General features: G+C 67.6%; 22 protein-coding genes. 7 read left to right on the plus strand and 15 right to left on the minus strand.

The features are described 5' to 3' along the window. Window positions 1-6: 6 nt before the first annotated feature. Window positions 7-927: a LysR family transcriptional regulator gene (locus J8I34_RS05340; protein WP_209774146.1), complete on the minus strand. Its 921-nt coding sequence runs from the start codon at window positions 925-927 to the stop codon at window positions 7-9. Window positions 928-1,088: 161 nt separating this feature from the next. Between J8I34_RS05340 and J8I34_RS05345 the strand changes: the two genes are divergently transcribed. Together J8I34_RS05345 and J8I34_RS05350 are read left to right on the plus strand one after the other, a co-directional pair. After that, window positions 1,089-1,787, plus strand: coding sequence for a pirin family protein (locus J8I34_RS05345; RefSeq protein WP_029045562.1), 699 nt, complete (start codon window positions 1,089-1,091; stop codon window positions 1,785-1,787). A 173-nt stretch (window positions 1,788-1,960) separates the two neighbouring features. Continuing rightward, window positions 1,961-2,953, plus strand: coding sequence for a CobD/CbiB family protein (locus tag J8I34_RS05350; RefSeq protein ID WP_029045563.1), 993 nt, complete (start codon window positions 1,961-1,963; stop codon window positions 2,951-2,953). 30 nt (window positions 2,954-2,983) lie between these two features. Here J8I34_RS05350 and J8I34_RS05355 read toward each other — a convergent pair whose 3' ends face one another. The 3 genes from J8I34_RS05355 to J8I34_RS05365 are packed head-to-tail and all read right to left on the minus strand — an operon-like array spanning window position 2,984 to window position 5,546. After that, a complete protein-coding gene (locus tag J8I34_RS05355) occupies window positions 2,984-3,289 on the minus strand; it encodes a putative signal transducing protein (protein WP_029045564.1) in 306 nt (101 codons plus the stop codon). Between the two features lie 32 nt (window positions 3,290-3,321). Continuing rightward, window positions 3,322-4,302: a ribosome small subunit-dependent GTPase A gene (gene rsgA / locus J8I34_RS05360; RefSeq protein WP_029045565.1), complete on the minus strand. Its 981-nt coding sequence runs from the start codon at window positions 4,300-4,302 to the stop codon at window positions 3,322-3,324. Then, window positions 4,299-5,546, minus strand: coding sequence for a M48 family metallopeptidase (locus J8I34_RS05365; protein ID WP_029045566.1), 1,248 nt, complete (start codon window positions 5,544-5,546; stop codon window positions 4,299-4,301). The genes rsgA and J8I34_RS05365 overlap by 4 nt, the downstream gene beginning before the upstream one ends. Before the next feature lie 96 nt (window positions 5,547-5,642). Between J8I34_RS05365 and orn the strand changes: the two genes are divergently transcribed. Next, on the plus strand, window positions 5,643-6,278 hold the full coding sequence (gene orn, locus J8I34_RS05370) for an oligoribonuclease (protein ID WP_029045567.1): 636 nt from the start codon (window positions 5,643-5,645) through the stop codon (window positions 6,276-6,278). A 90-nt stretch (window positions 6,279-6,368) separates the two neighbouring features. Further along, entirely contained in the window at window positions 6,369-7,250 is an 882-nt protein-coding gene (locus J8I34_RS05375; RefSeq protein WP_209805517.1) for an AEC family transporter, read from the plus strand. A gap of 52 nt (window positions 7,251-7,302) precedes the next feature. Here the strand turns inward: J8I34_RS05375 and mog are convergent, their stop codons facing one another. Together mog and yjgA are read right to left on the minus strand one after the other, a co-directional pair. Next, the gene (gene mog, locus J8I34_RS05380) at window positions 7,303-7,950 is read right to left on the minus strand and encodes a molybdopterin adenylyltransferase (RefSeq protein WP_051320352.1); all 648 of its coding nucleotides are present in this window, start codon (window positions 7,948-7,950) and stop codon (window positions 7,303-7,305) included. Then, window positions 7,947-8,561: a ribosome biogenesis factor YjgA gene (gene yjgA, locus J8I34_RS05385; protein ID WP_029045569.1), complete on the minus strand. Its 615-nt coding sequence runs from the start codon at window positions 8,559-8,561 to the stop codon at window positions 7,947-7,949. The genes mog and yjgA overlap by 4 nt, the downstream gene beginning before the upstream one ends. A 57-nt stretch (window positions 8,562-8,618) precedes the next feature. On the opposite strand from yjgA, the gene pmbA reads away from it, so the two are divergent. Continuing rightward, entirely contained in the window at window positions 8,619-9,986 is a 1,368-nt protein-coding gene (gene pmbA, locus J8I34_RS05390) for a metalloprotease PmbA (RefSeq protein ID WP_029045570.1), read from the plus strand. Between the two features lie 58 nt (window positions 9,987-10,044). Here pmbA and ilvA read toward each other — a convergent pair whose 3' ends face one another. The 4 genes from ilvA to J8I34_RS05410 all read right to left on the minus strand — a co-directional run bounded on the left by ilvA (window position 10,045) and on the right by J8I34_RS05410 (window position 13,966). Continuing rightward, window positions 10,045-11,628 (minus strand): threonine ammonia-lyase, biosynthetic, encoded by a 1,584-nt coding sequence (gene ilvA, locus J8I34_RS05395; protein WP_209805518.1) that lies wholly within the window; start codon window positions 11,626-11,628, stop codon window positions 10,045-10,047. A gap of 213 nt (window positions 11,629-11,841) precedes the next feature. Then, a complete protein-coding gene (locus J8I34_RS05400; RefSeq protein WP_029045572.1) occupies window positions 11,842-12,342 on the minus strand; it encodes a dihydrofolate reductase in 501 nt (166 codons plus the stop codon). Further along, window positions 12,339-13,133 (minus strand): thymidylate synthase, encoded by a 795-nt coding sequence (locus tag J8I34_RS05405; protein WP_209805519.1) that lies wholly within the window; start codon window positions 13,131-13,133, stop codon window positions 12,339-12,341. Before J8I34_RS05405 ends, J8I34_RS05400 begins: the two co-directional genes overlap by 4 nt. 128 nt (window positions 13,134-13,261) lie before the next feature. Next, window positions 13,262-13,966: a TerC family protein gene (locus J8I34_RS05410; RefSeq protein WP_029045574.1), complete on the minus strand. Its 705-nt coding sequence runs from the start codon at window positions 13,964-13,966 to the stop codon at window positions 13,262-13,264. Between the two features lie 537 nt (window positions 13,967-14,503). Between J8I34_RS05410 and egtD the strand changes: the two genes are divergently transcribed. Together egtD and J8I34_RS05420 are read left to right on the plus strand one after the other, a co-directional pair. Continuing rightward, window positions 14,504-15,607 carry an L-histidine N(alpha)-methyltransferase gene (gene egtD, locus J8I34_RS05415; RefSeq protein ID WP_209774157.1) on the plus strand — a complete coding sequence of 368 codons (1,104 nt, stop codon included), beginning with the start codon at window positions 14,504-14,506 and terminating at the stop codon, window positions 15,605-15,607. Window positions 15,608-15,745: 138 nt separating this feature from the next. Further along, the gene (locus tag J8I34_RS05420) at window positions 15,746-17,005 is read left to right on the plus strand and encodes an SUMF1/EgtB/PvdO family nonheme iron enzyme (protein WP_209805520.1); all 1,260 of its coding nucleotides are present in this window, start codon (window positions 15,746-15,748) and stop codon (window positions 17,003-17,005) included. A gap of 84 nt (window positions 17,006-17,089) precedes the next feature. Here the strand turns inward: J8I34_RS05420 and J8I34_RS05425 are convergent, their stop codons facing one another. The 5 genes from J8I34_RS05425 to J8I34_RS05445 all read right to left on the minus strand — a co-directional run bounded on the left by J8I34_RS05425 (window position 17,090) and on the right by J8I34_RS05445 (window position 21,196). Continuing rightward, a complete protein-coding gene (locus J8I34_RS05425; protein WP_209805521.1) occupies window positions 17,090-18,994 on the minus strand; it encodes a DEAD/DEAH box helicase in 1,905 nt (634 codons plus the stop codon). 864 nt (window positions 18,995-19,858) lie between these two features. Further along, complete coding sequence (locus tag J8I34_RS05430) at window positions 19,859-20,110, minus strand: hypothetical protein (protein WP_209805522.1); 252 nt, start codon at window positions 20,108-20,110, stop codon at window positions 19,859-19,861. 123 nt (window positions 20,111-20,233) lie between these two features. Then, window positions 20,234-20,506: a hypothetical protein gene (locus J8I34_RS05435; protein ID WP_029045579.1), complete on the minus strand. Its 273-nt coding sequence runs from the start codon at window positions 20,504-20,506 to the stop codon at window positions 20,234-20,236. A 97-nt stretch (window positions 20,507-20,603) separates the two neighbouring features. Then, window positions 20,604-20,873 carry a hypothetical protein gene (locus J8I34_RS05440; RefSeq protein WP_029045580.1) on the minus strand — a complete coding sequence of 90 codons (270 nt, stop codon included), beginning with the start codon at window positions 20,871-20,873 and terminating at the stop codon, window positions 20,604-20,606. 53 nt (window positions 20,874-20,926) lie between these two features. Beyond that, window positions 20,927-21,196, minus strand: coding sequence for a hypothetical protein (locus J8I34_RS05445; RefSeq protein WP_029045581.1), 270 nt, complete (start codon window positions 21,194-21,196; stop codon window positions 20,927-20,929). Window positions 21,197-21,492 lie beyond the last annotated feature (296 nt).

Below are 21,492 nucleotides of genomic sequence, written 5' to 3' on the forward strand. Positions count from 1 at the left end.
ACACCCTCAGCCGGCAAGTTCGGGTTGCAGCAGCAGCGCCTGCGCCAGGCGTGGGTCTTCCAGCTTGCCGGCCCACCATTGCAGCGCCTTGCCGCGGTTGCTGGTGCGCCAGGCCACCTTGAAATTGCCCGGGGCGCGCACCTCGACTGTCTCGCGCACCTGCAGCACGCCGCTTTCGATATGCGGCTGCGCCATCGGCGCCGGCAGCCAGCCGCAGCCGAGCCCGCGGATCTGCGCCTCCATCTTGTCGCGCATGGTCGGGACCACCAGCACGTCCTGCCCGGCCAGCACGCCATGGGTGCGCGCCGGCAGGTTGCGCGAGGTGTCGCCCACCGCGACGATACGGTGTTTGGCGATCTGGATGGTAGTGAGCGGGCCTTCCTCGGTGGCCAGCGGATGGTGCGCCGCCACCGCGAACACGAACGGCACCGTGCCCAGCGGCCGGATCTGGAAGCCCTGCGTGCTCGGCGCATCGTAGGCGCCGCCGATTACGAGGTCGGCACGGTTGCTGACCAGCGCGTCCCAGGCACCGCCCAGCACTTCCTTGGCAAAGCGCAGCCGCGTCGCGGTGTTCTCGGCATAGAAATCGTGGATTACCGGCAGCAGCGCGCGGAAATTGATCAGGTCGTCCACCACGATGGTCAGCGTGGCTTCCCAGCCGGTGGCCAGCCGCTTGACGCGGCGCGCGAGGTCGTCGGCGGCGTGCAGCAGGTGGCGGCCCTCATCGAGCAGTGCGCGTCCGGCCGGGGTCAGCTCGGCGCGGTGGCGGCGCCGGTCGAACAGCAGCACGTCCAGGTCTTCTTCCAGCTTGCGCACCACGTAGGTCAGCGCGGAGGGCACCTTGCCCATCTCGTGGGCGGCGGCGGCGAAGCTGCCCTTGCGCTCGATGGCGTCCAGGACTTCGAGGGATTCAAGTGAGAGTGGCATATTCAGAAAAACTGAATGAGTGCTTCTAAGGTGATCCCCGTAAATATACGCGTCGGGGCCTAAACTTCCTAGCATCAACAACGCAATACATGCCGCCAAACGGTTGCAAGCGGTTCGGATGCCGGTGGCGACACGAAAAAAGGCCAAGGAGGGCCATCAAAATGATTGAAATCAGAAAGTCTGCAGAGCGCGGTTATGCGGATCACGGCTGGCTGAAGTCCTATCATTCGTTCTCGTTTGCCGACTACTACGATCCGCAGCATGTGCAGTTCGGGCCGCTGCGCGTGATCAACGAAGACCGCGTCGCGCCGGGCATGGGCTTTGGCACGCACGGCCACCGCGACATGGAGATCATCAGCTACGTGCTCGAAGGCGAGCTGGCGCACAAGGACAGCATGGGCAACGGCAGCGTGATCCGCCCGGGCGACGTGCAGCGCATGAGCGCCGGCACCGGCGTGCGTCACTCCGAGTACAACCATGCGGCGCACGATACGACCCACTTCCTGCAGATCTGGATCATGCCGGCGCAGAATGGCATCGAGCCAGGCTACGAGGAAAAGCACTTCGAGGCGGCCGACAAGCGCGGCAAGCTGCGCCTGGTGGCCAGCCAGGACGGCGCCGACGGTTCGGTGGTGGTGCACCAGGATGTGCGCCTGTACGCCGGGCTGTTCGACGGCGAGGAGGCGGCCACGCTGGCCCTCGCGCCGGGCCGCCGCGCCTATGTCCATGTGGCGCGCGGCCGCGTGCTGGTCAACGGCACGGCGCTGGAAGCGGGCGATGCGGCCAGGCTGGAGTCGGTCGGCGAGATCGCGCTGTCCGGCGGCGACAAGGCCGAGGTGCTGGTGTTCGATTTGCCCTGATCCCCCGCCACGCGCAGTTTCGATCGAAGAAGTCCTGCCCGCCCACCGGCGGGCTTTTGCTTTTTGTATCGCAATGGGTAGGGTCAGGTATCGCTGTGCTATCTTCTCGCTATGCATTGCGCCTGCACCGGCACATCGGGTGGGGCGCGCCCCCTTGGAACACCCGTACCAAGATGACCTTTGTTTCTATTCTCCTGGCGCTGATCGCCGAGCAGTTCCGCGCCCTGGGCCGCAACAACCCGATCCACGAGATCGTGCGCGCGCTGGGCGACCGCGCCGAGCATGCTTTCGACACCGGCCGCCCCCGCGATGCCGCGCTGGCCTGGTTCACCGTAGTGCTGCCGCTGACGCTGGCGGTGGTCGTGGTGCATTACCTGCTGGCTTCGATCAGCGTGGCGCTGACCCTCGCCTGGAACGTGCTGGTGCTGTACATGACGCTGGGCTTCCGCCAGTTCAGCCACTACTTCACCGACATCCACGAGGCGCTGAACCGAGACGACGTCCACACAGCGCGCACGCTGCTGCATGAGTGGACCGGCCTCGACACGGTCGAGATGCCGGTCACCGAAATCGTGCGGCACACGCTCGAAGCAGCGATCATCGCCGTGCACCGGCATGTGTTCGGCGTGTTCTTCTGGTTCCTGGTGCCGGTCGGGCCCGGCGGCGTGGTGCTGTACCGCGTCGCGGAATACCTCGGGCGCCACTGGAACGAGCCGTCGACCGAGCGCAGCCCCGCGCTGGGCCGTTTCGCCGCGCACGCGTTCTACCTGCTCGACTGGATCCCCTCGCGCCTCACCGCGATCGGCTTTGCCATCGTCGGCAATTTCGAGGATGCCGTGTACGCGTGGCGCAATCATGCGCGCAAGTGGAACGACGCGGTCAACGGCATCCTGCTCGCCAGCGGCGGCGGGGCGCTGGGCGTGCGCCTGGGCACGCCACTGGCCGAGGACGACTCCACCGTGGTGCTGCGTGCCAGCGTGGTCGGCCCGGCGGTGGACTATGCGCCCGGCATGGAAGAGGACAACGGTCCTGAGCCGTCGGCGCCGGAATTCGGCGCCGAGCCTGGCGTGCGCACGCTGCAGTCGGCAGTCGGGCTGGTATGGCGTGCGGTGGTGCTGTGGATGTTGCTGCTCGCCATGGTGTCGCTGGCGCTGTGGGTGGGCTGATACGGGCGTAGGTGAAAGCGGCCGCCGGCGCTAGTCGCGTGCCGCACCGCAGCGCCAGCAGGCGCCAAATTGTGCCTCATGCCATTCGTGGCAGTGGCGGCATTGCCAGCTTGGCCCCGGCACCGGGTTCGCCGCGGCATTGAGCGCCGCCCACGCCTGCGCCTCCGTCTCGTCATCGACCAGCCAGACCTGCGGCGCGCTTTCCCGGAACGGGATCTCGCCGGTGGCCCCGCCCAGCCAGGTGTTGCGCAGTTCCGCCCGGATGCCGGCAGCCTGCAGGACGTTCTTGCAATGGGCGGCGTGGACCAGCGAGGTGGCGTACAGCAGCAGTTTCATGGCAGCTCACCGGTTACCCAGGTGCGCTTACCTTACCACGGCTTCTGCTGGCTGGACTCGTGCAGCAGCTGCGCGTAGAGCTGGTGGCGGCGCTCGGCGATCGCGCCGGAGGCCACCGCCGCCAGCACGCCGCAGCCTGGTTCGTTGGTGTGGTGGCAGTTGTAGAAGCGGCACTCCGTCAGCCGCGGCCGGAACTCCGGGAAGGCGCGTTCCAGCATGCCTTCGCTGAGGTGGTACAGGCCGAATTCCTGGAAGCCGGGCGAGTCGATCAGCGCACCCTGGCGTCCGTCGACCGTGCCCCAGTCCGCCGGCAGGTGGTACAGCCGCGTGAAGGTGGTGGTGTGCTTGCCGGAATCGAGCTTGGCCGAGATCTCGCGCGTCTGCGCGTCGACGCCCGGGATCAGCAGGTTGAGCAGCGACGACTTGCCCATGCCAGACTGGCCGATCAGGATGCTGGACAGCCCGGCCAGCCGCGGCTGCAGCGCCCCCAGCGCCTGGTCGGGATCGGCGCGCACCGACAGTTCCAGCGTGTCGTAGCCAAGCTCGCGGTACAGCGCCAGGCGCCGCCGCGCCTCCTCCAGGCGTTCCGGCAGGTCGGTCTTGTTGAGCACGATCAGCGGCCGGATCTCCAGTGCCTCGGCCGATACCAGCGCGCGCCCAAGCAGGTCTTCGGAGAAGCCCGGCTCGGTCGCCAGCACGATGATGACCTGGTCGATATTGGCCGCCAGCAGCTTGGACTTGAACTGGTCCGAGCGATGCAGCAGGTTCTTGCGCGCCTGCACCCTGGTGATCACGCACTGGTCGGCCGCGGCGAGCTCGACGCTGACATGGTCGCCCACGGCGCTGTCGCTCTTCTTGCCGCGCGGGAAGGCATGCATGCGCGTGCCGTCGGCCAGCTCGACGACGTAGTGGCGGCCGTGCGCGGCGATGATCAGTGCGGGCTCGGCGCTTTTGCCTGCATTCGTGCCGGCATTGGCGCTGCCGGCGCCGCGGTGTCGGGAGGTGCGGCTCATGCGTGCGCCAGCAACCGGTCGATCCGCTGCGCGGCGGGCGGATGCGAGTAGTAGAAGGCGCTGTAGAGCGGATCGGGCGTGAGGGTCGAAGCGTTGTCCTTGTACAGCTTCACCAGTGCCGACACCAGGTGGCCGGCGTTGGTCTGGTCGGCGGCGAAGGCGTCGGCCTCGAATTCATGGCGGCGCGACGACTGGCTCGACAGCGGGCCGAGCAGGAAGGTGAACACCGGCAGCGTCAGGAAGAACAGCACCAGTGCCAGCGCATGGTTGGACACGCCCAGGTTGGGCGCCACGCCGAGGCCGGTGTAGAACCACGTGCGCGTCGCCAGCCAGCCCAGCAGCGCGAGGAACACGAGGCTCAGTGCAAAGGTGACCGCGATGCGCTTGGCCACGTGGCGGCGCTTGAAGTGGCCGAGTTCGTGCGCCAGCACCGCCTCGATCTCGTCGCCCGACAGGCGCGCCAGCAGCGTGTCGAAGAAGACGATGCGCTTGGCCGCGCCGAAGCCGGTGAAGTAGGCGTTGCCGTGCGCGCTGCGCTTGCTGCCGTCCATCACGAACAGGCCCTTGCTGGCAAAGCCGCAGCGCTGCATCAGGGCCTCGATGCGCTGGCGCAGCGATTCGTCGGTCAGCGGCTCGAACTTGTTGAACAGCGGCGCGATAAAGGTCGGGAACACCACCAGCAGGAACAGGTTGAAGCCCATCCACACCAGCCACGTCCATAGCCACCACAGCGAGCCGGCGCGCTCCATCAGCCACAGTACCGCCAGCAGCAGCGGCAGGCCCAGCACGCTCGCGACCAGCAGCATCTTGACCATGTCGGCCAGCCACAGGCGGAAGGTCATCTTGTTGAAGCCGAAGCGCTCCTCGATGCCGAACTGGCCATAGAGCGAGAAGGGCAGGTCGACCAGCCCCCCGATCACCGCCACGCTGGCGACCAGCGCCACGCCATACGCATAGCCCGGGCCGAAGGTTTCCAGCCAGGCCTGGTTGAGCCACTGCAGCCCGCCCAGCATGGTGAAGCCGATCAGCACCGCCGCGCCGGCCAGCACTTCAAGCATCGACAGCCGGGTGCGGGCGATGGTGTAGTCGGCCGCCTTCTGGTGCGAGGCGAGCGAGATGGTGTCGGCAAAACGCGCCGGCACCGCATTCCGGTGCTGTGCCACATGGCGCACCTGGCGCGCGGCCAGCCAGAGCTTGGTCAGCACCATCAGCACCAGCGCGGCGAGGAAGACAATCGTGAACATCGGCAAGAGCCTTGGGACGGATATGCGAGAATTATAAGTTGTTCGTGTCCGCCTCCGCCGCGGCCGCTTCCCCAAATCCTTTTCTCAGCAGTCCCGATGACCACCCACGCCACCGCCAAATCCGTCAAGAGTGAGAACAACCTGATCTGGCTGGACATGGAAATGACCGGCCTGCAGCCGGATACCGACCGCATCATCGAGATCGCGATCGTCATTACCGACTCCGAACTGAACATCCTGGCCGAGGGGCCGGTGCTGGTGATCCACCAGAGCGATGCCGTGCTCGACGGCATGGACAACTGGAACAAGGGCACCCACGGCCGCTCCGGCCTGATCGACAAGGTCAAGGCGTCCACGCTGACCGAGGAGCAGGCCGAGGCCGAGCTGCTGGCCTTCCTCAAGCGCTGGGTGCCGGCCGGCAAGTCGCCGATGTGCGGCAACTCGATCTGCCAGGACCGCCGCTTCATGGCGCGCTACATGCCCAAGCTCGAGGCGTTCTTCCACTACCGCAACCTGGACGTGTCCACGCTCAAGGAACTGTGCAAGCGCTGGGAGCCGGTCATCCACAAGGGTTTCGTCAAGCGCCAGCTGCACACGGCGCTGGCCGACATCCTGGAATCGGTGGAAGAGCTGCGCTACTACCGCACGCACTTTATCCGTCACACGCCGCCGGGCGCGCCGGCGGCCACTCCGCCTGCCGACACTCCTGCTGCCGACACCCCGGCGCAATAAGCCGGGTTCCCGGCCTGCGACGACAACAATAACCAACCACCACCGACGGGGCGCGCGCTGCCCTCCCGGGCACCTCCCGTCGAGCCTGCCATGTTCGAGCGCATCGTATCCATCATCACGCCGGTCATCCTGATCATCCTGGTCGGGTGGCTGTACGGGCGCAAGGCCCATCCGGACATGGCCGGCATCAACCGCGCCACGCTCGACGTGATCGCGCCGCTGCTGGTGGTGTCGGCCTTTGTCAGCAAGGAATTCGTGCTGGCCGACCAGCTGGTGCTGCTGGTCTGCGCGGTGGCGGTGGTGCTGGGTTCGGGCGTGCTGGCGTGGGCGGTGGCGCGGCTGCTCAAGGTCGATCCCCGCACCTTCGTGCCGCCGATGATGTTCAACAACTGCGGCAACATGGGTTTGCCGCTGTCGGTCTTTGCCTTCGGCCACGCCGGGCTGGCACCGGCGGTGGCGCTGTTCGCGGCGTCGAACCTGATGCACTTCACCCTCGGCCTGAAGATCGTCAACCGGCATGCGTCGATGGCGCAGATAGCGCGCAACCCGATGGTGCTGGCCACGGTGGCCGGCGTCGGGCTGTCGCTGGCGCGGCCCTGGTTCACGTTGCCGGACCCGGTCTACCAGTCGGTCAAGCTGCTGGGCGATGCCACCGTGCCGCTGATGCTGTTCGCGCTGGGCGTGCGCATGAAGGACGTGAGCCTGCGCAACTGGGGCATGGGCCTGGTGGGCGCGGTCGCGTGCCCGCTGACCGGCATCGCGGTGGCGCTGCTGCTGGCGCAGTGGGTGCCGCTGACGGAACTGCAGCGCGGGCTGCTGTTCGTGTTCGCAGCGCTGCCGCCGGCGGTGCTGAACTTCCTGATTGCCGATCATTTCCGGCAGGAGCCCGACCAGGTCGCGTCGATCGTGCTGCTCGGCAACATTGCCGCGGTGGTGTTCGTGCCGGTGGGGTTGTACCTGGGATTGCGATGAGGCGCAGGGGGCGGCTGCCGCCGGCAGGTGCCGGCGGAGAGGTTTCTGTGACTTACTCAGCAGGCTTGGCGCGCACCGCGTTCTTCGGGCGCCAGGCCTTGACCACGGCCTCGTCGGTTTCCATGTAAGGCCCGCCGATCAGGTCGATGCAATATGGCACCGCGGCAAAGATGCCTTGCACCACCGGCTTGCCGTCGGCATCGCGCAGGCCTTCCAGCGTCTCGCGGATGGCGCGCGGCTGGCCGGGCAGGTTGATGATCAGCGCGGCGCGGCTGGCGGTCTCGCGGATCACCGCCACCTGCCGCGACAGGATCGCGGTCGGCACGAAGTGCAGGCTTACTTGCCGCATCTGCTCGCCGAAGCCCGGCATTTCCTTGGTGGCCACCGCCAGCGTGGCCTCCGGCGTGACATCGCGCCGCGCCGGGCCGGTGCCGCCGGTAGTCAGCACCAGGTCGCAGCCGGCCACGTCCACCAGATCGATCAGCGTGCGCGAGATCTGTGCCTGCTCGTCGGGGATCAGCCGCTCCACCGCCTGCCATGGCGAGGTCATCGTGCGGCCGAACCACTCGCGCAGCGCCGGGATGCCTTCATCCTGATAGGTGCCGGCCGAGGCGCGGTCCGAGACCGAGACAAAGCCGACGACGAGTTCGTCGGGATGATTGCGGGATACCGGCTGCGTGGACTGCGTCGTCTGGGTCATGCCTCGGGCTCCGGGGAAGGGGCTGCGTCGCTGGAGGCAGCGCCGTCCTTGGCGTCGAGCGCTGCCTTGATGGCCTGGAACAGTTCGCGGAAGTAGCGCGGCGGCCTGGCCTGCTCCTTTTCCTTGCGTGCGTTGCGGATGATGTTGCGCAGCGACTGGACATCGGCGACCGGGTGTTCGCCGAGGAACCGCGTCAACGCCGCGTCGTCGGCAAGCAGCAGTTCGCGCCAGCGCTCGATCAGGTGCATGCGCGCGGTCTCGGCCTTGCTGGTGCCCTTGAAGCCTTCCAGCGCGGCGCGGACCGCCTCGACTTCGTCGTCGTCGAGGCCGCGCATGACCTTGCCCACGAACTGCATCTGGCGGCGCTTGCCCTCATGGCTGGTGGTGCGGCGCGCCTCATGGATGGCGTCGGCCAGCGTTTCGGGCATGGGCACGCGCGCCAGCCGGTCCTTGGGCAGGGCCTCGAGCTCCGCGCCAAGGTCCTGCAGGGCGGTCATGTCGCGCTTGCGCTGCGACTTGCTTTTCGGTTCGTCGTCTTCGGGCTCCGGCGAAAACGCGCCAGGGAAGCGTGAGCCTTGGGAATTACGGGAATTTCGCGTCATGACCGGCATTTTATCTTGCTATGATTCCCGCTTGGACTTTTGATGACCCCGAGGCACGGATCCCACATGGACCAGATCGCAGAACAGACCGCGCATTTCACCTACACCCAGGCCCAGCTCAGCGAGATGGCCGCCGATGTGCTGCGTGTGGCACGCGAGCTGGGCGCGACGGACGCCGCCACGGAGATCTCCGAAGGCAGCGGGCTGTCCGTATCGGTGCGCAAGGGGCAGGTGGAAACGATCGAGCAGAACCGCGACAAGGTGGTCGGCGTCACGGTGATGATCGGCAAGCGCCGCGGCAACGCCAGCACCTCGGACTTCTCGCCGGCGGCGCTGCGCGCTACCGCCGAGGCGGCCTACAACATCGCCCGCTTCACCGCGGAAGACGAATGCGCGGGCCTGGCCGAGGAAGAACTGCTGGAGCGCTCGCCGCAGGACCTGGACCTGTTCCATCCCTGGACCATCGATGCCGAGGCCGCCATCGACATCGCCACCCGCGCCGAGGCCGCCGCCTTCGCGGTGTCGCCGCGCATCCGCAACAGCGACGGCGCCAGCGTGTCGGCGCAGCACTCGCAGTTCGTGCTGGCGACCACGCGCGGTTTCTCGGGCGGCTATCCGTATTCGCGCCATTTCATCTCGTGCGCGCCGATCGCCGGCAGCGGCGGCGGCATGCAGCGCGATGACTGGTACTCGTCCAAGCGCTCGCCGCTGGCACTGGCCAACCCGGAGGACATCGGCCGCTACGCCGCCGAGCGCGCGCTGGCGCGGCTGCAGGCGCGCAAGCTGTCCACGCGCCGCTGCCCGGTGCTGTTCGAGGCGCCGCTGGCCGCCGGCCTGCTGGGCGCCTTCGTGCAGGCGGTGTCGGGCGGCGCGTTATATCGCAAGTCCACCTTCCTGTGCGATACGCTGGGCAAGGCCGTGTTCGCGCCCCACGTGCAGATCCACGAGCAGCCGCACACCCCGGGCGCCATGGGCAGCGCCCCGTTCGACGAAGAAGGCGTGCGCACTCACGAGCGCGACGTGGTCCGCGACGGCGTGGTGCAGGGTTACTTCCTGTCTACCTATTCGGCGCGCAAGCTCGGCATGAAGACCACCGGCAACGCGGGCGGCTCGCATAACCTGACGCTGCACAGCAACCTGACCGAGCCCGGCGATGACTTCCCGGCGATGCTGCGCAAGCTCGGCACCGGCCTGCTGGTGACGGAGCTGATGGGGCAGGGCGTCAACTACGTGACCGGCGATTATTCGCGCGGTGCGTCGGGCTACTGGGTCGAGAACGGCGTGATCCAGTACCCGGTGGAGGAAATCACCATTGCCGGCAATATGGCCGAGATGTTCCGGCAGATCGTCGCGATCGGCGCCGATTCGCTGATCCGCGGCACCAAGGAAACCGGCTCGATCCTGATCGAGCAGATGACCATCGCCGGCAACTGACCAGCGACTGACGGAACTGCGAGCCGCCTTCGGGCGGCTCGCTTTCGTTTACCAGCGTCTACGCGAGGAACATGCGGTACGCCTGGTTGTCGCTGACTTCCTGCCAGGGATAGCCCAGCGTGGCCAGCCGCTCGCGGAATGCGTGTACCTGGCCGTCGGTGACCTGGATGCCGGCCAGCACCGATCCCGTATCGCCGCCCTGGTTGCGGTAGTGGAACAGGCTGATGTTCCAGTCCGGCGCCAGCGCCGACAGGAAGTCCATCAATGCCCCTGGCTTCTCGGGGAATTCAAAGCGGAACAAGCGTTCGCCGCGCGCCAGCGGCGAGCGCCCGCCGATCATATGGCGGACGTGCCCCTTGGCCACCTCGTCGGCGGTCAGGTCGAGCGCCGGGAAGCCGTCGGCGTGCAGCGTGTCGAGGATCTCCGTCGCCTCGCCGGCCGCGCGCAGCTGCATGCCGACAAAGACGTGCGCGGTCTGGGCATCGGCAATCCGGTAAGTGAACTCGCTGATCTGCCGGTCCCCCACCCGGGCGCACAGGCGGCGGAACGCGCCGCAGGCCTCGGGCAGCGTCACGCCGAACATGGCTTCGCGCGCGTTGCCCAGTTCGGCGCGGTCGGCAACGAAACGCATGCGCTCGAAGTTGATATTGGCGCCGGAGGTCACTGCCACCAGCGTCTGGCCGCGCAGGCCTGCGCGCGCCGCGTACTGCTTGGCCGCGGCCACCGCCAGCGCGCCGGCGGGCTCCAGCACGCTGCGGGTGTCCTCGAACACATCCTTGATCGCCGCGCACAGCGCGTCGGTGTCGACGGTGATGATCTCGTCCAGGTAGCGGCGGCACAGCCGGAAGGTCTCTTCGCCGACCAGCTTGACCGCGGTGCCGTCCGAGAACAGTCCCACTTCCTCCAGCTCGACGCGCCGTCCCGCGCGCACCGATTGCGCCATCGCGCACGAGTCCTCCGTCTGCACGCCGATGACTTTGATCTCCGGCCGCACCGCCTTGACGTAGGTGGCCACGCCAGCGGCGAGGCTGCCGCCGCCGATCGGCACGAAGATGGCGTGGATCGGGCCGCGGTGCGCGTTGAGGATTTCCGCCGCCACCGTGCCCTGGCCGGCGATGACGTCGGGGTCGTCGAATGCCGGGATAAAGGTCAGTCCCTGCTCGGCCTGCAACTGCATCGCGTGGCGGTAGGCATCGGTATAGGAGCCGCCGGCCTGCACCACCTCGACGGTGGGCCCGCCGTGCGCGCGCGCCGCGTCGACCTTGACCTGCGGCGCCGTGGTCGGCACCACGATCAGCGCGCGCACGCCGAGCCGCGCCGCGGACAGCGCCACGCCTTGCGCATGATTGCCCGCCGAGGCGGTGATGACGCCGCGCCGCAGCGCCTCGGGACTCAGGTGCGCCATCTTGTTGTAGGCGCCGCGCAGCTTGAACGAGAACACCGGCTGGGTGTCTTCGCGCTTAAGGTAGACCTGGTTGTGCAGCCGGGCGGACAGGTGCCTGGCAAAGTCCAGCTCGGTCTCGCGCGCCACATCATAGACGCGCGCGGTCAGGATGCGCTTCAGGTAGGCGTGATGGTCGGACGCGGCGGATGTGGTGGCGTCGGCGGCGTCGTCAGCGGCGGCTTCGGCGGTGGTGTGCATGGTGCGGCTCCGGGGTTCGTTGTCGATTGCCCTGGAGCCGGAAAACAAAACACCCGCCTGCAGGGCGGGTGTTTGCGGAAACTGGTTCTGGACGCGCGCTAACCCACCATTCGGAGAATGGTGCGAATAATTCGCGCGACGGGGAAGTGACGGCGGTCCATGGGCCAGACTTTGGGCGATGCGGCGGGATTTGTCAATGACGCCGGCAGCGGCTCAGGACTCTTCCGAAGCTGGCCGATCGTACGTGACGAACGCATAGTCGAAGCCGTTGGCCTCGGAATGATGCGTCTCGCGCGCGGTTTCCAGCCATTGCGTGCGGTCGATCGGCGGGAAGAAGGCGTCGCCTTCCACGTCGGCATCGATCTCGGTCACGACCAGCCGGTCGGCGCAAGGCATCGCCTCGGCATACAGCTGCGCGCCGCCGATCAGGAAGATCTGGTCGACGCCCACGCACAGGCGCTGCGCGTCTTCCAGCGACGTTGCCACCTCGGCGCCTTCGATGCGCAGGTCCGGGTTGCGGCTGACCACGATATTGCGCCGGCCCGGCAGCGGGCGGCCGATCGAGTCCCAGGTCTTGCGGCCCATGATCACGGGCGCGCCCATGGTGGTGCGCTTGAAATGCGCCAGGTCTTCCGGCAGGCGCCACGGCAGCGTGTTGTCGCGGCCGATGGTGCCGTTGCGGGCCTTGGCGACAACCAGGGTCAGGATCGTCATACGGCCACCGGTGCCTTGATGGCGGCATGCGACTGGTAGCCGTCCAGTTCGAAGTCTTCGTAGCGGTAGTCGAAGATGCTGTCGGGCTTGCGCAGGATGTTCAGCCGCGGCAGCGGCAGCGGCTCGCGCGCCAGCTGGGTCTGCACCTGCTCGAAGTGGTTGTTGTAGATGTGGCAGTCGCCGCCGGTCCAGATGAAGTCGCCCACTTCCAGCCCGGCCTGCTGCGCGATCATGTGCGTCAGCAGCGCATAGCTGGCGATATTGAAGGGCACGCCCAGGAAAATGTCGGCGCTGCGCTGGTACAGCTGGCACGACAGCTTGCCGTCGGCCACGTAGAACTGGAAGAACGCGTGGCAGGGCGGCAGCTTCATGCGGGGGATATCGGCCACGTTCCAGGCCGACACGATCAGCCGGCGCGAGTCCGGGTTGGCGCGGATCTGCGCCATCAGGTCGGTGATCTGGTCGATATGGCGGCCGTCCGGCGCCGGCCACGAGCGCCACTGCGAGCCGTACACCGGGCCCAGCTCGCCGTTCTCGTCGGCCCACTCGTCCCAGATGCTGACGCCGTTTTCCTGCAGCCAGCGCACGTTGGTCGAGCCCTGCAGGAACCACAGCAGCTCCAGGATGATGGACTTCAGGTGCAGCTTCTTGGTGGTCACTACCGGGAAGCCTTCGCGCAGGTCGAAGCGCATCTGGTAGCCGAACACCGAGCGCGTGCCGGTGCCGGTGCGGTCGGCCTTGTCGGTGCCATGCTCGTACACATGGCGCATGAAGTCGAGATACTGTTTCATCGGCGCGGGGCAGGGGATGTGGCGCGGGCGCTGGACCCGCAAAGCAGGCATTTTAAAGCAAGAAGGGCCACCCTTCCGGGCGGCCCTTCCTTCAGCAGGCCGGGGCGGCTGCCCCGGCGCGGCGAGCCTTAGTGGCTGCCAGCCGGTTCCTGCTGATCGCGGCGCTTCTGGACCAGGTAGCCGGCACCCAGTACGCCGCCGATGATCAGCACGTACAGGCCCCAGTTAACCACCGGGTTGGCCTCGAAGAACGCCTTGACCAGCGGCTCGTGCACGATCATCTTCACCGCCGTGAACGCCAGCACGCCCGCACCCACGTAGATGATGGCCGGGAAGCGCGCCATCAGCTTGAGCACCAGGCTCGAACCCCACACCACGATGGGGATGCTGATCAGCAGGCCCAGCACCACCAGCAGGAAGCTGCCGTGCGCGGCGCCGGCCACGGCCAGCACGTTGTCCACGCCCATCACCGCATCGGCGATGATGATGGTCTTCATCGCGCCGAACAGGGTCGCGGCACCTGAGCCGTGCCCTTCTTCGCCGCTTTCGTCGGAGAGCAGCTTGTAGGCGATCCACACCAGCGCCAGGCCACCGACCAGCAGCAGCCCGGGGATCTTCAGCAGCCAGACCACGCCGATCGTCATGGCCGAGCGCACCACGACGGCACCGATGGTGCCCCAGATGATGGCCTTCTTTTGCAGGTGCGGGGGCAGGTTGCGCGCCGCCAGGGCGATCACGATGGCATTGTCGCCGGCCAGCACCAGGTCAATGACGACAATCGACAGCAGGGCCGTCAGGAACTGCATCGTGAACAGATCGGTAAACCACTCCATGAACTCTCCTCAGGTACAAATCAGGGTAAATACAGCGCAGATGCGCACGCTTAACGTTGGTTCGCCTGGATTCGCGGAGCACGGAGCATGGGGGCGCCTTTGCAAACCATGAAGTCCAGGTTGCAAAGGTCTTGCTCGACCACAGGCGCGGTATGCGCACCGGTGGTCAGCACAACCGGGGACACGGGTCCCGGAATGACGATTGTGCTAAGGGCATCAGGCCCCGGAGCTACTCCCCTTTGAGGGTCGCGGGCCTGCTGAGGCCGCGCTGGGCGGCATTATAAACGAACTGTTGCCGGTGTGGCCCATTGGGGGAGATACCGACTCAAGTCGCGGCGTGTGCTGCATCGTGCCCATCGGGGCATGCAACGCTGCGCAATCCGCCGGATGCACCTATCCTTGAAGCTCGGCTCCGCCCGATGCGCCCCGGACAGCACAGGGGGCGGGTTGCGGAGACCGGCGCGCACGACATGCACAGCGCGGCCTTGGGGAATACGCAGTGAGCAGTAACCATTCGCGACCACACAAGGAAACGTCATGCCGGCTGTCCCGAACCCGCCGAACGCCTCTTCCCAGCAGACCTCGCAGACCACTCCCCGCAACCACCACAACGGCCATGCCGTGTCGCCAGCGCCCGGCGCCCAGCCCGCGCTGGTCGCACTGGCCAACGGCCACGCGCACCGTCCACCGCCCCAGCCCGAGTTCGTGCAGCAGTATTGCGAGGACAGCGGCGCCCTGCGCCGGCAGGTTCTGGCCGGGCTGTGCGCCGAGCCGGCGGCGATCAGTCCCAAGTTCTTCTACGACGTGCTGGGCTCGCGCCTGTTCGAGGCGATCACCGACTTGCCCGAGTACTATCCGACGCGCACCGAGGCGGCCATCTTTGCCAGCGCCGCCCCCGCCATCGCGGCACGCGCCGGCAGCGGCTGCGTGCTGGTGGACCTGGGCGCCGGCAATTGCGAGAAGGCCGCGCGCCTGTTCGGCAGCCTGCGTCCGGCACAGTACGTGGCACTGGATATTTCGGTCGATTTCCTGCGCACGACGCTGTCAGCGCTGCAGCAGCAACATCCTGGCATCCCGATGCTGGGGCTGGGCGCCGACCTGTGCGCGCCGTTCGACCTGCCGCCCAACGTCAGGCGCGGCAGGCGGCTGTTTTTCTACCCGGGCTCGAGCATCGGCAATTTCTCCCCGATGGAAGCGCTGGCGCTGTTGCAGCGGCTGCGCGGCGCGGCCGGGCGCGGCGATGGCGTGCTCATCGGCGTCGACCTGCACAAGGACGAGTCCGCGCTGGTGTCGGCCTACGATGATGCGCTGGGCGTCACGGCCGCTTTCAACCGCAACATGCTGCGCAACGTGAACCGGATCGTCGGCACCGACTTCGAGCTGGCGGACTGGCGCCACGTGGCCAGCTTCGACCGCGAGGCGTCGCGCATCCAGATGCACCTGGAGGCATGCCGCGACGTACGCGTGCAGTGGGAAGGCGGCGCGCGCGAGTTCGGCGCGGGGGAGCGCATCCATACCGAGGACTCGTACAAGTACAAGCCGGCCGACTTCGCGCTGCTGCTCGAAGCCGCGGGGTTTGAGGACCCGGTCTGCTGGACCGATCCGCGCGGCTGGTTCGCGGTGTTCCACGCGCGCGGCTGAGCCCCGTTGGCCCGGCCCGGGGCGCCTGCGGGCAGGGACGGCGGCTGGTGTCATAATGGCCGCACCGGCATGCGCTGCAGGCTGCACGCCGGTGCGGCCATTGCCTTCCCATCCCCATCTCCCTGCGCGGACCTTCCGATGAGCGGTTTTCCCATGCTTCCCGATCTCTATTTCACCGGCGGCAAGGCGGCCTGGTCCGACCCGCGCCGGCTGCCGCGCGAAGGCCTGGCGCAGGCGCTGGTCGAGACGCGCAACCGCACGCTGGCATGGCTGGCACCGTTCGGCCAGACCCGCCGCGCCTGGGATGTGCCGCGCCAGTACGATGCCGATCCGCCGCTGTGGACGCTGGGCCATGTCGCCTGGCATGCCGAGTGGTGGTGCCTGCGCGGCGTGCGCCAGGTAGACCGCGGCGGCGTGCCGGTGCCGGTGGCGTCCGAGCCTTCGCTGCTCGACGGCGCCGACGAATGGTTCGATCCCGACCGCATTGGCCCGGACGAGCGCTGGGAAGTCACGCTGCCCGACGTGGCCGTGGTCAAGCGCTATGCCGCCGATGTGCTCGACGGCCTGCTGCGCCGGGTGGCATTGCTGCCCGACGACAATGACCCGACCCTGTACCCGTACCGCCGTGCGCTGTTCCATGAAGATGCGCAGGGCGAGGGGCTGGCCGCGCTGCTGCAGGCGCTGGGCATGGCGCCCGCGGAATCGGCGCCCGCCCCCGGCCCTGTCCGGCCGGCCGGGCAGGGTGGCACGCTGCAGTTCCCGGGTGGGCGCTTCACGCTGGGCTGGAGCCAGGCGGACGGTTTCGCCTGGCCCGACGAACTGCCGCCGCAACCAACCTACGTGCCGGCCTTCGAGATGGATGTCGCGCCGGTCAGCAACGCGCAGTTCCTGGAATTCATCGAAGACGGCGGCTACGAGCGGCCCGCGTGGTGGTCGGCGTCGGGCCGCCAGTGGCTGATGACGCAGGAGCGCTCGTCCCCGCGCTACTGGTCGCGCCACCCGGACTCGCGCCGATGGATGGTGGAGCGCTTCGGCACGCTGCGCACACTCAATCCCGACGAGGCGGTGCGCCACGTGACGCTGTTCGAAGCGCAGGCTTGGTGTGTCTGGGCCGGGCGGCGCCTGCCGGCGGAATCGGAATGGGAGCTGGCGGCCACGCAGAACCGCGGGCTGCAGTGGGGCGCGTTGCGCGAGTGGACGGCGACGCCGTACGAGCCCTACGCGGGCTTCACCGCGGCGCCGTCGGACGGCGAGTTTGTCGGCCGCTTCGGCACGCACCAGGCCGTGCGCGGCGTGTCGTTCGCCAGCCCGTCGCGACTGCGCCATGCGCGGGCACGCGGGGCGCTGCTGCCGGAGGGTGACGTGGCGTTCGTCGGCTTCCGCACCTGTGCGTTGTAGCGTCTCTGCGCGCGCATGCAAAAAGGGCACCCTCGGGTGCCCTTCTTGCTGCCTTCGGCAAGGTGCGCTCAGCGCACCGGCCCATCAACGCTCGTAGCGCGAGCGGCTGTTGCGGTTGCCGGCATTGCCACCGTTGCCACTGTAACCGCCGCCAAAGCCGCGGTTGCCGTCACGGTTGCCATCGCGGTTGCCGAAGCTGCGGCCTTCGCCGTTGCCGCGATAGCCGCCGCCATTGCGGTTGCCGAAACCGCGGTTGTCGTCGCCAAAGCTGCGCGCGCCATCGCGGTTGCCGAAGCCACGGTCGCCACCACGGTCTTCACCGAAGCTGCGGCCGCCTTCGCGATTGCCGAAGCCGCGGGCACCGTCGTTGCCGCCACGGTAGCCACCATTGCCGCCCTGGCCACGGTAGCCGCCTTCGCGGTTGCCGAAGCCGCCGCGGTTGTCGTCGCCGAACGGGCGCGCGCCTTCCGTGCGGTTGCCGAAGCCGCGGCTTTCGCCGCCGAACTTGCGGTCCCCGAAGCTGCGGTCACCAAAGCTGCGTTCGCCGCCACGGTAGCCGCCGCCATTGCCACGGAAATCACCACGGCCGCCCGGCTTGCCGCCGAAGTTCGAGCGCGGCTTGGGCTGGCGGCGCGGCTCCAGGCCTTCGATCACCGAAGCGTCGACGCGCTGGTTGGTAAAGCGCTCGATGCGGCGCCACTGGAACACGTCGCCGTGGTTGACGAGGTTGATGGCGATGCCCGAGCGGCCCGCGCGGCCGGTACGGCCGATGCGGTGCACGTAGTCCTCGGCCTGCTTGGGCAGGTCAAAGTTCACCACGTGGGTGATATCGGGCACGTCGATGCCGCGCGCGGCCACGTCGGTGGCCACCAGGATGCGCAGGTTGCCGCGGCGCAATGCGGTCAGCGTGCGGTTGCGCGCGCCCTGGGTCATGTCGCCGTGCAACGCGCCGGCGGCAAAGCCAGTGTCGGACAGGCGCTCGGCCAGCGAGTCGGCATCGCGCTTGGTCGCGGTGAAGACGATGGCCTGCTTCAGGCCCGCGTCGCGCAGCAGGTGGTCCAGCAGGCGCTCCTTGTGCGACATGTCGTCGGTGTAGTGCAGGCGCTGCTCGATGTGGCTCTGGTCGGCGCGGGCCGCGGCGATCTCGATGCGTTGCGGATCCTTCAGCTGGCGCGAGGCGAGCTGGGCGATGCGCTGGTCGAGCGTGGCCGAGAACATCAGCGTCTGGCGCGAAGCCGGCGTGGCGTTGACGATGGCGTCGATGTCGTCGGCAAAGCCCATGTCGAGCATGCGGTCGGCTTCATCGAACACCAGCATCTGCAGTGCCGACAGGTCGATGCGGCCGGCGTCAATATGGTCGAGCAGGCGGCCCGGCGTCGCCACCAGGATGTCAGGCATCTTGGACAGCGCGGCCAGCTGCTTGGGGTAGGGCATGCCGCCCAGGATGCTGGCGCAGACGATGCGGCGCAGATTGCGGCCGTACTTGGCGGCGGCCTCGGTCACCTGCAGCGCCAGTTCGCGCGTCGGGGTCAGCACCAGCAGTGCGGGCTGGGCCGGCGACGGACGGGGGCGCTTGCCCTTCATGCGCTTGGCGGGTTCGGTCGAGCGCTGCGGTGCCGGCATTTCGCTGATGCGCTGGATCGCGGGCAGCATGAACGCGGCGGTCTTGCCCGAGCCGGTCTGGCTCGACACCAGCAGGTCGCGGCCGGCCAGGAAGGCGGGAATGGCCTGGGCCTGCACCGGGGTCGGCGTGTTGTAGTTCAGTTCGGAGAGCGCGCGCAGGATGGCCGCGTCGAGGCCAAGCTTCGCAAAGCCGCTTTCGGTCGCTGCGGTTTCCGTGGCGGCCTGGGCTTCGGCTGCCGGGCTGCCGTTGAGCATGGCGTCGAGCTTTTCGAGCGGGCTCTCGATAATCTGGGCAGCGTCGGAAGTGATCGAAGCGTCGGTCGCGGAGGCAATAGCTTGCTCCGCACGAATGTCGTGCTGGGTCATGTCGTAATGATCAAATAAATGCATGGCACCCCGAACGCAGAATGGGGTGGGCGCAGTGCAAAGTCTTAAAAAGGCTTCGGCGCCAATCGGTGAGGCCGTTACGACAGACACAGCTGGCAGTACGGCGGCAGGCAGGGCGTTGGCTGGTTCCGCTAGGCGGTCCGGCCATGTCCCTGGCAGGCAAACAGCTCAGGTTTCAGGCTGTTCAACAGGATCGGAGACGAGGCGACGTCAGGTGAGCGGTGCGTTCTGCTGGGCGGCTGGCGCAAAAACAACTAGGCGTCCGGCAGCGAGGAAACAGAGCTTGGGAGGGCAGCGGATTCGCCGCGGCATTGATGGAAGCCGGTGCCGGGCGGTTGGCGGATCTCACAGGTGCGAAACTCACGGCGCGGATTATAGCAGAGTGAGAAATTTTTGTTGCACTGCGAAAGGTAACCAAAGCGTAACCAGATATGTCAGCCTGGCGTCACCTGCATGCGCGGCCGGCGCCACATCGGCGCGCCGCAGGCGCTGGCCGGGTTGAAAGGCCGCGGCCCCTGCCTATACTGGAGGCGCGAGCACACAGGATGCCCGCACGGGGCGGACGAAAACGTTCCCGCTTTGACCTCCTCCAGCGGCATTGCGCCACTGCTAGCGGCAAGCATTGCGGTCATTGCCCCAAGCGCCAGTCTTCCTGCGACTCTCCGGGTGGTCCGGATGGGCGTCCGCTTCATGGGCGGAATCATGGGAAGCCTGCCTGGCAAAAGAATGACCGAACTGTTGACCGCGTGACCCAGAAGGTCCGGGCCCGTCCGCAACCAAGCCCGCCAGTTACTGGCGGGCTTTTCATTGGGACCGTTTCTCTCTACCCGTTGCCGCCCGCGCTTAGCCGCCCGTCCCCTCGTCTGCCGGTCCTGCCGGCTTTCGGGGCAGCCGGCCCTGTGGGATCTCCCGTGGCATCACATGGCGATTGCCGGGCAGGCCGCCCGGGTAATCGACGATGCGCGCCGGCCCGCTGCGCCGCAGCCCATGCCATCCCTGGCCGCCGGCAGTGCGCCCGCCGCCCAGGATGGCGGTCATGGCTTGCCGGTCGAGATCCGTGCTGTCGGACAAATCCTTGATGACGATTACTGCCATGGCTGTCTCCGCTGTTTCCGGTTACGCGGCGCCACGGCCATGCGGCCGCGGAACCGCTTCAGTATAGGCGGCGGCCCGCGGTGCTTAGCCGCGGGCCTGCCACCGCTCCCCGTACCCAGGCGCTCAGACCGCGGCGAAGTTGCCGGCCCATTGCGACGGGTTGACATCGACGCTCACCGGGCCCACGCCGTGGCCGACGAAGCTGTTGTTGAGCGTGTTGACATTGATGCTCTGCAACTGGGCGATGTTCTGGTTGACGTTGACGGTCACGTTGGCCAGCGGGCCGACGCTGCCGACACCGCGGCTGAGCCAGGAATTGCCGCCGCGCACGGCGCGCAGCGAGGCACGGTCGAGGTCTTTGCTGACGGCGAGGTCGCGAACGATGATCGATGACATGATGGTGCTCCTTCAGGTGATGCGATGAGGTTTCCGGGGCGGCTGGCGCGGAGGTTGCATATTTCCACCGCGCGCCGCGGCCGTGGCCGTGGCCGGATCAGCCGTAGATGTTGTTGGTGGCGTTCTGGTTGGTATGCACGTTGGACTTGACGTGATCCAGGAAGGCCGAGCCGTTGCCGTTCAGGTTGGTGACGGTCTGCATCTGCGCGATCGACTGCTTGGCGTCGATGCTGTTGTCGAACGCCAGCTTGATCGGCGCATAGACGGCGGCGAAGGGCAGGTACGCGAGGCCGCCGCGCACGGCGTGCATGCGCTTGCTGTCGAGGGTTTCGGCGGCGGACAGGTCTTTGATGGTCAGCGTGGTCATGATGGTCTCCGGGTCTCGGTGGGTGCGTTGGCAGATATGGCTATGGCGCGGGCTCAGCCGTAGATGTTGTTGCTGGCGTTCTGGTTGGTGCGCACGTTGGACTTGACGTGATCCAGGAAGGCCGAGCCGTTGCCGTTCATGTTGGTGACGGTCTGCATCTGCGCGATTTCCTGCACGGCGGTGATGCTGCTGTCGAACGACAGCTTCAGCGGGCTGTACACCGCGGCGAACGGCATGTACGTCATGCCGCCGCGCACGGCTTGCATGCCCTTGCGGTCCAGGGTTTCGGCGGAGGACAGGTCCTTGATGGTCAGCGTGGTCATGATGGTCTCCAATGGCGGAAGGTATTGCGTTTGGGTTTGGATTCGAGCATCGGGTTGGTGTCGCGCTCGGTTGGGATATTGCAGGGAGCGTGCCAGCGCTGGGGCCAGCTGCGCGCGCCGCGCGCAAGTGCCTGAAAACAAGGGGTTTTTGATCGTCGTGTCGGGTTGCCGGCACCGGCCGCGTGCGGAAATGCGGGGCTCTGGGTGGCGGTGCCGGGCCAACACCTGTGGCGCCGGTGTTGGCCCGGCAGTGACAGTCGGCGCCCATCGCGGCCGACGCGCGCTGGCGCCGCACG

This window comes from Cupriavidus phytohabitans (genome assembly GCF_017815025.1).
GTDB lineage: Bacteria > Pseudomonadota > Gammaproteobacteria > Burkholderiales > Burkholderiaceae > Cupriavidus.

Bases quoted from the DNA above. Each gene is read 5' to 3' on its own strand.
- J8I34_RS05410 (WP_029045574.1), bottom strand. From the start codon at position 13,966: ATGGAGTGGTTTACCGATCTGTTCACGATGCAGTTCCTGACGGCCCTG.
- J8I34_RS05425 (WP_209805521.1), bottom strand. From the start codon at position 18,994: ATGACCCAGCACGACATTCGTGCGGAGCAAGCTATTGCCTCCGCGACC.
- pmbA (WP_029045570.1), top strand. From the start codon at position 8,619: ATGGACCAGATCGCAGAACAGACCGCGCATTTCACCTACACCCAGGCC.
- J8I34_RS05405 (WP_209805519.1), bottom strand. From the start codon at position 13,133: ATGAAACAGTATCTCGACTTCATGCGCCATGTGTACGAGCATGGCACC.
- J8I34_RS05420 (WP_209805520.1), top strand. From the start codon at position 15,746: ATGAGCGGTTTTCCCATGCTTCCCGATCTCTATTTCACCGGCGGCAAG.
- orn (WP_029045567.1), top strand. From the start codon at position 5,643: ATGACCACCCACGCCACCGCCAAATCCGTCAAGAGTGAGAACAACCTG.
- yjgA (WP_029045569.1), bottom strand. From the start codon at position 8,561: ATGCCGGTCATGACGCGAAATTCCCGTAATTCCCAAGGCTCACGCTTC.
- egtD (WP_209774157.1), top strand. From the start codon at position 14,504: ATGCCGGCTGTCCCGAACCCGCCGAACGCCTCTTCCCAGCAGACCTCG.
- J8I34_RS05365 (WP_029045566.1), bottom strand. From the start codon at position 5,546: ATGTTCACGATTGTCTTCCTCGCCGCGCTGGTGCTGATGGTGCTGACC.
- J8I34_RS05400 (WP_029045572.1), bottom strand. From the start codon at position 12,342: ATGACGATCCTGACCCTGGTTGTCGCCAAGGCCCGCAACGGCACCATC.
- J8I34_RS05345 (WP_029045562.1), top strand. From the start codon at position 1,089: ATGATTGAAATCAGAAAGTCTGCAGAGCGCGGTTATGCGGATCACGGC.
- mog (WP_051320352.1), bottom strand. From the start codon at position 7,950: ATGACCCAGACGACGCAGTCCACGCAGCCGGTATCCCGCAATCATCCC.
- J8I34_RS05355 (WP_029045564.1), bottom strand. From the start codon at position 3,289: ATGAAACTGCTGCTGTACGCCACCTCGCTGGTCCACGCCGCCCATTGC.
- rsgA (WP_029045565.1), bottom strand. From the start codon at position 4,302: ATGAGCCGCACCTCCCGACACCGCGGCGCCGGCAGCGCCAATGCCGGC.
- J8I34_RS05435 (WP_029045579.1), bottom strand. From the start codon at position 20,506: ATGTCATCGATCATCGTTCGCGACCTCGCCGTCAGCAAAGACCTCGAC.
- J8I34_RS05375 (WP_209805517.1), top strand. From the start codon at position 6,369: ATGTTCGAGCGCATCGTATCCATCATCACGCCGGTCATCCTGATCATC.
- J8I34_RS05350 (WP_029045563.1), top strand. From the start codon at position 1,961: ATGACCTTTGTTTCTATTCTCCTGGCGCTGATCGCCGAGCAGTTCCGC.
- J8I34_RS05340 (WP_209774146.1), bottom strand. From the start codon at position 927: ATGCCACTCTCACTTGAATCCCTCGAAGTCCTGGACGCCATCGAGCGC.
- J8I34_RS05440 (WP_029045580.1), bottom strand. From the start codon at position 20,873: ATGACCACGCTGACCATCAAAGACCTGTCCGCCGCCGAAACCCTCGAC.
- ilvA (WP_209805518.1), bottom strand. From the start codon at position 11,628: ATGCACACCACCGCCGAAGCCGCCGCTGACGACGCCGCCGACGCCACC.
- J8I34_RS05430 (WP_209805522.1), bottom strand. From the start codon at position 20,110: ATGGCAGTAATCGTCATCAAGGATTTGTCCGACAGCACGGATCTCGAC.
- J8I34_RS05445 (WP_029045581.1), bottom strand. From the start codon at position 21,196: ATGACCACGCTGACCATCAAGGACCTGTCCTCCGCCGAAACCCTGGAC.